Annotated in this window: 6 protein-coding genes and 1 pseudogene; 4 read left to right on the forward strand and 3 right to left on the reverse strand. The window is 70.6% G+C overall.

Features of this window, described 5'->3' with window-relative positions; translation table 11 throughout:
• The first annotated feature begins 216 nt into the window (after positions 1–216).
• From ACZ4UV_RS51905 to ACZ4UV_RS51915, 3 genes are all read left to right on the forward strand, one after another.
• Entirely contained in the window at positions 217–378 is a 162-nt protein-coding gene (locus ACZ4UV_RS51905) for a helix-turn-helix domain-containing protein (protein WP_451022492.1), read from the forward strand.
• A gap of 270 nt (positions 379–648) precedes the next feature.
• Positions 649–1,191, forward strand: coding sequence for a GNAT family N-acetyltransferase (locus ACZ4UV_RS51910; RefSeq protein WP_451022497.1), 543 nt, complete (start codon positions 649–651; stop codon positions 1,189–1,191).
• A 201-nt stretch (positions 1,192–1,392) separates the two neighbouring features.
• Positions 1,393–2,787 (forward strand): transposase family protein, encoded by a 1,395-nt coding sequence (locus tag ACZ4UV_RS51915; RefSeq protein WP_467850223.1) that lies wholly within the window; start codon positions 1,393–1,395, stop codon positions 2,785–2,787.
• Between the two features lie 296 nt (positions 2,788–3,083).
• Here the strand turns inward: ACZ4UV_RS51915 and ACZ4UV_RS51920 are convergent, their stop codons facing one another.
• From ACZ4UV_RS51920 to ACZ4UV_RS51930, 3 genes are all read right to left on the reverse strand, one after another.
• A complete protein-coding gene (locus tag ACZ4UV_RS51920; RefSeq protein WP_451022494.1) occupies positions 3,084–3,581 on the reverse strand; it encodes an SRPBCC family protein in 498 nt (165 codons plus the stop codon).
• Between the two features lie 120 nt (positions 3,582–3,701).
• Positions 3,702–4,079: a hypothetical protein gene (locus ACZ4UV_RS51925; RefSeq protein WP_467850226.1), complete on the reverse strand. Its 378-nt coding sequence runs from the start codon at positions 4,077–4,079 to the stop codon at positions 3,702–3,704.
• Between the two features lie 423 nt (positions 4,080–4,502).
• The gene (locus ACZ4UV_RS51930; RefSeq protein ID WP_451022496.1) at positions 4,503–5,945 is read right to left on the reverse strand and encodes an aldehyde dehydrogenase; all 1,443 of its coding nucleotides are present in this window, start codon (positions 5,943–5,945) and stop codon (positions 4,503–4,505) included.
• Positions 5,946–6,122: 177 nt separating this feature from the next.
• Here ACZ4UV_RS51930 and ACZ4UV_RS51935 point away from each other — a divergent pair.
• Positions 6,123–6,605: pseudogene (locus ACZ4UV_RS51935) on the forward strand (TetR/AcrR family transcriptional regulator); the annotation flags it as partial.
• Positions 6,606–6,741: the final 136 nt, after the last annotated feature.

The following is a 6,741-nucleotide window of genomic DNA, read 5'->3' on the forward strand; positions in this document are numbered from 1 at the left end:
GCCCGACACCTACCGCGCCATCGCCAGCCTCGTCTCCGACCGCACCGTCACCGCCTGAAAGCAGACCACGACCAGGCCAAACACGCCTCACCCGCACTGGTTAGTTCGGCATCCGAGACCGTTATCGCGACGTCATTCCAGAACTGCTAGGTGTCTCCGCGGTCCGGGGAACACAGCTGCGTCCCCCAGAGGTCTGACGGGCACACCGGGGACGGAATGGCTGGCGAGGAGACGTTCGGTCGCCTCCTGCGTGAGGCGCGGCAGCGGGCTCTTCTGACGTTGGAGGCACTCGCCGAGGCGTCCGGGGTGAGTGTCCGGGCCATCAGCGACATGGAGCGCGGCAGCGCGGCAGGAGCCTGCCGCGGCAGACGACGCTGACCGAGCTGCTGGACGCCCTGGAGCCGAGCGAGGCCGAGCGTCAGCGGATGGTACGGGCCGCCGGCCGCCGTACCCAGGAGATTCCCCGGCAGTTGCCGCCCGACCTGGCCGTCTTCCGAGGCCGGGAGAGCGTCCTGCGGACGGTGCGCACACTTACGACCTGGTGCGCAATTGCCTCGCGCATGAGCCGCCCCGCGATCTACCCTCGCGGCCATGACATCACACGATGCGCCTGAAGGCTCCCGTATCGCTCCCGGTGGTGCCGGGCTGGTGATCCGGCAAGAGACCGCTGACGATCACCGAGATGTGCGCGAGGTTCATACGCGCGCCTTCGGTGACAGCGATCGGGTTCCCGGGCTCGTGGAGGCACTTCGCGTTGCGGAGGCTGCATTGGCGCCGATGTCCTTTGTCGCTGTTGTTGATGACCGGGTCGTCGGGCATGTCCTGCTGAGCGCGACGCGGTTGGATGCTCCGCGTCGGATCGTGGACGTCCTGTCGCTGTCACCGCTGGGCGTGGTCCCGGAGTTCCAGCGTCAGGGCATCGGTACGCAGCTCATCGCCCACGCCCTCGAGGCGGCCGACAGCCAGGGTGTGCCGTTGGTATTCCTGGAGGGTTCGCCGCGCTACTACGGCACGCGCGGCTTCGAAGGTGCCAGCGCGGTGGGCTTCCGTTCGCCGTCGCTGCGTATCCCTGAAGCCGCGTTTCAGGTCGCCCGGTTGTCGGCTCACGAGGCGTGGATGACGGGCACCTTCGTCTACTCAGAGGTCTTTTGGGCCTTTGACTGCGTCGGGCTGCGCGACCCCGAGGACTGAGGGCGCTACCCGACTAGATCTGATCTTCAGGACTGTCACAGTGGCGATGTCCAGCTCGTCGTCGGTTGCGTGCGATCAGCGAGGCGTCAGGCCGTAACGTGAACAGGGCCGTAGGGTTCATTGGATGTGTCGTCGCAATGGGCCCGTACGGCCCTGTCTCATTCTGCCTTCACGGGCCTGTCGCGTGCACATCTCGGCAACTTGATCGAGGAGTTGGCCGGGCCTTGGTCAGTTCAACGCGAGAGCCGACTGCACGAGCGACGCCACGGTGAACGCCTTCGGGCCGCAGGCGCGGGCCGCCGGCACGGGCTGGTCTTCGTAGACCGGGTCCTGGTCACCCGCGCGCACCTGCGGCTGGACCTCACCCACGCGGCCCTGGCCGAGTTGTTCGACGTCGACCGGTGCACCGTGACCAAGGCCATCGGAGAGATCAGGCCGCTGCTGGCCGCCCGCGGCTTCGCTACCCCCACCGGGTTCCGCCTGCGCACCCTGGCCGACGTCTTCGCCTATGCGCAGGCCGAGGGCGTGCGCCTGCGGTTGGACGGCACCGAAATCCAGGTCCGCCGACCCGCGGCCCACCGGACCGGAAGGCGCCGGTTCGTCTCAGGCAAGCGGCGGCAGAACACCCACAAGTGCACCGTCGCTTCCGACGGCGAGGGCCGTCCGCTGTGGGTCGGCGTCCACCGGCCAGGCAGGATGCACGACCAGACCGCGCTCAAGACCGAAGGCATTGAGGACCTGCTCGGCCAGTTCCCCCAAGTCGAACTGTCTCTGGACTCCGGCTACCAGGGCCTGGCCAAGCTCGACCCGAAGCGGATCATGGTCCCGCCGCCCAAGCCTAGCCAAGCCGCCTCTGCGGACGAGATCACCGTCTACCAGCGTGCGCGCCGACATCAGTCGTCCGAACACATCTGCGTCGAGCACACCATCGCCGAGATCAAAACCTGGACGAACGTCGCACGGGCCCTCGTCGAGACGGGCCGCCAGGAGGCCGACCGACCGGCCGAGATGCTCCGGCACCTGCACCGCCTGCCACCGGCCCGTCGGGCCCGCGCGGAACAGAACCTCACCTGGCTCCGTTTCGAGCAGAAACGTACCGACGAGGCCCTCCAGCACCAGCGCGACGCCCTCGCGCTCTACCAGACACACGGATTGCAGGACAAGATCCCGATCGCGCTGGTCGGACTCGGGGCCATTCTCGACGCGGCGGGCGACCACCTGGGGGCCATAGTCACCGGGGAGGAGGCGCTTCCCATGCCGCGTGCGGCCGGTGACCGCCGCACCGAGGGCCTCGCCCTGGCCAACATCGGTCTCGCACGGCAGAGCCTGGGCGATCTCGGCGCGGCCGTCCGCGACTACGAGAGCGCGCTGCGCCTGTACGAAGAGGTCCTCGACACCTACGGCCAGGCCGGGGTGTGGGATCAGCCGGCCTCCGCGCACCTGCGCGCCGGCGACACGGAACGGGCCCGCGGTTGCCGGCACCGGGCGGCGGACCTCTTCGACAGCCTTCAGGTCGCACGCGCCGTCCAGATCCGCGCTCGACTGGACGACCTTGCGGAGCCGGAGGCCGGGTCCGCCGCACACGACGGCGGGTGAACGGGGCCGCGCGGCGGGACGGAGCCCGACGGCGAGTCGGCTCCGGCCGTGCAGTAGCCCACGGCCGTGCGGTGGCCGCACACGTCCGCGACACACGTCCTGTGAGAGAAGTGTGAACCCTGCGTGGGTCTCGATCGTTCAGGAACACGTACGGACCTGCCGTCCCTGTACGAGCGGTGCCGGCCGCTGCCAGTCGGCGATTCTCCTCAGGCGGACCTACAACAGTCTGCTCAGGGCGGCCCGGAGCGACGACCTGTCTCCGCTGGACCGCTCCTGACGGCGGCGCCGCCGGACGGTCACGGTGCCGGGTCCAGGTCCGGGTCGGGCAGGTGCTCCGACAGTTTGCCCAGCTGGGCGAGCCACAGCTCGTTCAGCCGCTCGGCCCAGGCGTCGGACAGGTTGTCGAAGGACCGGGGGGCGTCGGCGCGGACGGCGTTCTCCACCACGACCTCCGTACCGTCCCCGGTCTCGGTGAGGAGCCACGCCTGGTACAGCATCACGCCGCCGCCGATGCCCAGCCAGCCGATCCGGCGGGGCGGCACGCTCTCCCCGACGAAGACCTCGAACCGGTGCCCCGCCCAGACCACCTCGAAGGTCTGGGTCAGGGTGACGGAGCTCACCTCCTCGCACCCGGGCACCCAGTTCGGCCAGTTCGCCACGTCGGTGAGCAGCTGGAAGGACCGCTCGGGCGGGCCGGGCACGACAGCCTGCGCCCGGTGGAAGCTGTGGGCGTCGGCAGGGGAGAAACCGGACGGCCAGTGGATGTCCGGGTGGCTGTCTGAGGTGTCGTACATCCGAGTTCTCTTTCGCGCTGCTCTTCGGCATCGGGTGCCGCCGGCGACGGAGCCGGCGGCACGACGGTCCCAGGGCGTTCCCCCCGCCAGTGTGCGGTTGGGGGCGGGCGAACGCATACGTCATCTGACTGGGCGCTCAGGGACGCCGCGGGCCGGCGTCCTCCGGCCGGAGAGCGTCCAGGGCGTCGGGCAGAGCGGCCCGTCCGTCTCGAACTGCACGCCGTTCGCCCGCAGCACACGGGTGTCCTCGGGCCTGGCCTGCGCCGCGACCACGTCGAGGAGGGCGGGCTTGCCGATGCCCGCCTCGCCGGTCAGCAGGGCCGTGCCCTGGATCGCGGAGCCGGTGAGGTGGGTCCGTACGAACTCCAGGTCGCGCTCCGGCCCGATCAGCAGTGCCGGGGCCGGGCGGTCGAGGCCGGTCGTCGGGCTGCTGTCTCCCAGGGCTGCGGCGAAGGCGGGTCCCGCGCCGGCGGTCGCGGAGTCCCGGCGGAGCCGCACGGTCGCGGAGTCCCGGCGCCGGACATCGGTGTCGGACGTGCCGGTGCCCGGCCGTGCTTGCGCGTCACGGGATACGGCCGGCGTCTGCCGTGGCGTCCCATGGGGCGCCAGTTCCCGAACTCATGTTCCAGAACTCGGTCCCTGTGGTTCCTGTGCCACCCTCGTTCCGGGCCCCTGGCGGCATCGCGGCGGCCGGCCCGGCGGCGCGAACCGGGCGAACACGAGCGGCGGTGACTCGTCCAGGCGTCGGTCCGGCCCGGACGGCCAGACCCCCGGCGGGGCGGTACGGCCGTCCGCCGGCGACGCGCAGGGCCGGGAAGTGCGCGGGCTGCCCTGCCGGGCGCCGTCGGCGTCCGGCTCCCACCCGGGCCGCACGAACGGCTTCTCCTCCGTGCGCCCGGCCGGCCGCGCCGTCGGGCGGGTTCAGACGGTGATGGTCTTGTACTCGGTGTAGGTGCCGAGGCCGACCGCTCCGTACTCGCGGCCCACGCCGCTGGCCTTGAAGCCGCCGAAGGGACCGTCGAAGGCGACGGAGGCGCCGTTGACCGTGATGGTGCCGGTGCGGACGCGGCGGGCGACGGCCAGGGCGTGTTCCTCGTCGGCGGACCAGACACCGCCGGAGAGGCCGTACTCGGAGTCGTTGGCGATGCGGACGGCGTCGTCCTCGTCGTCGTACGCGATGACGACCAGGACCGGGCCGAAGATCTCCTCCTGGGCGATCCGCATGGAGTTGTCGACATCGGCGAAGACGGTGGGCGTGACGTAGTTGCCCTTCTCCAGTCCCTCGGGGACCTGCGGGCCGCCGGTGACGAGGCGGGCGCCCTCGTCGATGCCGAGCTGGATGTAGTCGCGTACGCGCTGCTGCTGGTCGGGGCGGATCATCGGGCCGATGAAGGTGTCGGGGTCGTTCGGGTCGCCCACCTTCAGCGACTCGACCAGTTCCTTCAGCGCCGTCACGACCTCCTCGTACTGCTCGCGCGGGGCCAGGATGCGGGTCTGCGCGATGCAGGACTCGCCGTTGTTGAGCAGGGAGCCGAACTTCAGGCCCGTGACCGCCTTCTCGATGTCGGCGTCCGGCAGGATGATCGCGGCGGACTTGCCGCCCAGCTCCAGACTGACCCGCTTCAGCTGCTCGCCCGCGATGGCGGCGATACGGCGGCCGGCCCGCGTCGACCCGGTGAAGGCGATCTTGTCGACCTGTGGGTGCGAGATCAGGTGCTCGCTGGTCTCCCGGTCGGCGGGCAGCACGCTGATCACACCCTCGGGCAGGCCGACCCGCTCCAGCAGCTCGGCCAGGAAGCCCATGCTCAGCGAGTTCTCCGGGGACACCTTGAGGACCACGGAGTTGCCCGCGACCAGGGCGGGGATGATCTTCGAGGTGGCGGAGGAGAACGGCGAGTTCCACGGGATCACCGCGGCCACGACGCCGACCGCCTCCCGGCGCACCACGCTGCGCACCGGGGACGCCGGGTCGGAGGGCGCCAGGGTCTCCTCCCAGCCGAACTCCTCCGCCGCCTTGAGATAGGCGTTGGCCTGCCGGGTCAGGCCGGGCTGCCCGGCGCGGGTGAACCAGCCGGCCGAGCCGTTCTCCAGGGAGATCAGATGGGCGATCTTCTCGGCGTTCTCCTCACGGAGCGCGTTGAACCTGCGCAGGGCCGCGATCCGCTGTGCGGGCGGGGTGAGACGCCACTCACCGGTCTCGAAAGAGGCCCGTGCCGCGACCACCGCGCGGTCGATGTCCGCGGGCCGGGCCTGGGCGACACGGCCGACCACCGACCTGTCGTGCGGCGAGGTGATGTCGAGCAACTCCGGGGCGCTCGGCTCGACCCAGGAACCTCCGATGAAAAGCCGGTCGTAGGTGATCATGTGCGTTCTTCTTTCCGTCCCGCGAAGTTCAAGTGACACTTCAATGTAGCATTTATGGATGCTAGATGCACATAAGTGCAGCACTCCAATGCTCATCGGTCTCACTGAAGCTACTCTTTTGTCATGAGGGTCGACGCTGCACGCAACCTGGCCACCGTCCTGACGACCGGCGCGCGCATGCTCGCCGCCGATCCGGGCGCGAGCGTCGCGAGCACCGCCTCCGCGGCTGGTGTGGACCGGCGCACCGCCTACCGGCGCTTCACCTCCCGCGAGGACCTCCTCGCGGCCGTCCACGAGTCCCGTGTCACAGCCGTCGAGCGGGCCATCGCGGACACGCGGCTACGAGAGGCACCGGTGGCCGTCGCGTTGCACCGGTACGTCGAGAACGTGGTCGCCGTCAACCGCAGCCGGCCGGTCGACCCCGCCCGCATGCTCACCGACGACGCCATCCGGCGGCGGCGGGACGCGCATGTCGCCGAGGTGGACGCCTTCCTGGAACGGGCCGCCGCCGAGGGGCTGCTGCGCCGGGACCGGCCGACGGGCTGGGCGGGGGCGCTGCTCGTCACGCTGGTGACCCTCGCTCCGCGCACGCAGTCACATCCGAGTCCGGCGCAGGCGGCCGACATGGTGGTGGACGCCTTCCTCGACGGTGTCGGTGCGCCCTGGACCGTGCTGGAACTGGCCTCGGCCCACGGGTACCTGCTGTTCGCCCATCACAGCCGGGCGTACCTCGGTCTGCTCGCCGCCCTGCGCGGCGACACGGACCACGCCCGCGAACTCCAGGCCCACGTCGACA

Source organism: Streptomyces sp. NPDC028289 (assembly GCF_055565975.1).

Coding starts and splice junctions, on each gene's coding strand:
- ACZ4UV_RS51905 (WP_451022492.1), top strand. CDS start 217: ATGGCTGGCGAGGAGACGTTCGGTCGCCTCCTGCGTGAGGCGCGGCAG.
- ACZ4UV_RS51920 (WP_451022494.1), bottom strand. CDS start 3,581: ATGTACGACACCTCAGACAGCCACCCGGACATCCACTGGCCGTCCGGT.
- ACZ4UV_RS51930 (WP_451022496.1), bottom strand. CDS start 5,945: ATGATCACCTACGACCGGCTTTTCATCGGAGGTTCCTGGGTCGAGCCG.